The 1189-nt window shown below is 43.4% G+C and carries 3 protein-coding genes; 1 reads left to right on the top strand and 2 read right to left on the bottom strand.

The window, feature by feature from the left end; genetic code table 11:
• Positions 1-3: 3 nt before the first annotated feature.
• Together DDR33_RS21015 and DDR33_RS21010 are read right to left on the bottom strand one after the other, a co-directional pair.
• The gene (locus DDR33_RS21015; protein ID WP_109417767.1) at positions 4-309 is read right to left on the bottom strand and encodes a helix-turn-helix domain-containing protein; all 306 of its coding nucleotides are present in this window, start codon (positions 307-309) and stop codon (positions 4-6) included.
• Positions 293-640, bottom strand: coding sequence for a type II toxin-antitoxin system RelE/ParE family toxin (locus tag DDR33_RS21010; protein WP_109417807.1), 348 nt, complete (start codon positions 638-640; stop codon positions 293-295). The genes DDR33_RS21015 and DDR33_RS21010 overlap by 17 nt, the downstream gene beginning before the upstream one ends.
• A 218-nt stretch (positions 641-858) precedes the next feature.
• Here DDR33_RS21010 and DDR33_RS25985 point away from each other — a divergent pair.
• The coding region (locus DDR33_RS25985; protein ID WP_158280824.1) for a hypothetical protein at positions 859-1189 on the top strand (331 nt) is incomplete at its 3' end.

The following is a 1189-nucleotide window of genomic DNA, read 5'->3' as shown; positions in this document are numbered from 1 at the left end:
TGTTCAGAGTTTTATTGAAAGCTCGAGACGTCCTCCCAAACCGGTTTCAATGATCTTCTGAAGGGTTGAGAAGCGGACTTCTTTAACGTTGTTCTCAATCTTTGAAATATAGGATTTTGTGGTTCCTATTTTGATCGCCAGTTCTTCTTGTGTTAGTCCCTTTTCCAGGCGGGCTTCTTGTATCAGTGCCCCTATTTTGAAGTTCTGATATCCGGCTTCAAGTGCATCACGCTTCCGGGTACCATGCTGACCGTAGTGCTTATCCTTAAATTGATCAAGTGTTTTTAGTTTCTCATTTCCCGCTTTCATATTCTTCCTTTATTTTAAGTGCTTTCTCAATTTCTTGTTTGGGCGTTTTTTGTGATTTTTTTTGAAATCCGTTCATTAATATTATCAGGTTTTCATCATCAAAGAAGCAGAATATTCGGAAAATATCACTTCCCTGCTGTACCCGGATTTCAAAAAGACCCTCCGTGTTCTCTAGATGCTTCAGATATGTCTCTGGTACTCTCTGTAGTTCTTGGATGAGCTCTAAAGTCCATATAATTTTATCCCTTACCTTGTCTCTCTGCTTTAAGAAAAATTCTTCAAAGTAATCTTTGTAAAAGATAACGGTTCGGACTTTTGTTTTTTTGAGCACAAACAAAGATAGGAAAAGTTGTACTTAAGTGAAACTTTAAATAAGAGGGGGGGTAGGAGTTATGGGTTATGAGGGATGAGTTAAGAGTGGGGGAGCTGATAGCTGACCGCCGATTGCCAAGAGCTGACTGCTAGTGGTTTGTGAAAAAGTGTGATGTTTTTTGTGTAGTGGGGGTGTGAGGTAAAGGGGGTACTTTTGGGGTAAAGTGCGCTCACACTATGCTTCTTGAATTGTTTAATTTTCTGATCTTTTCTCTGGTCGTTGCCCTGGTGTTTCTTGTTGTGCCTTACCGGCTGGGGTGGAGGTTTTTCCTGAGGGTTTTCTGTGTCTTTCTTGGTTTGGGTATACTTGTCATTGCTGCTGATGGGATTGCGGGGACGGGTTTGCGTGCATCGGGGAACGGACATGCGGGAGAGCTTGAGTGGCTGGAGGGGGATGTGGTGCCGGAGGGGAAGGTGGATTCTTTGGATGTGTTAGGGAGTGAGGAACGGAAAGTGGGTGTGAATGGAGATAGGTTTGTGGTGAAGGCGGGGTTTGGGGAGGTGTGGT

The sequence above is a fragment of the Pararcticibacter amylolyticus genome (genome assembly GCF_003130405.1).
Taxonomy (GTDB): Bacteria; Bacteroidota; Bacteroidia; order Sphingobacteriales; family Sphingobacteriaceae; genus Arcticibacter; species Arcticibacter amylolyticus.
This window is presented reverse-complemented; position numbering and strand designations above follow the sequence as displayed.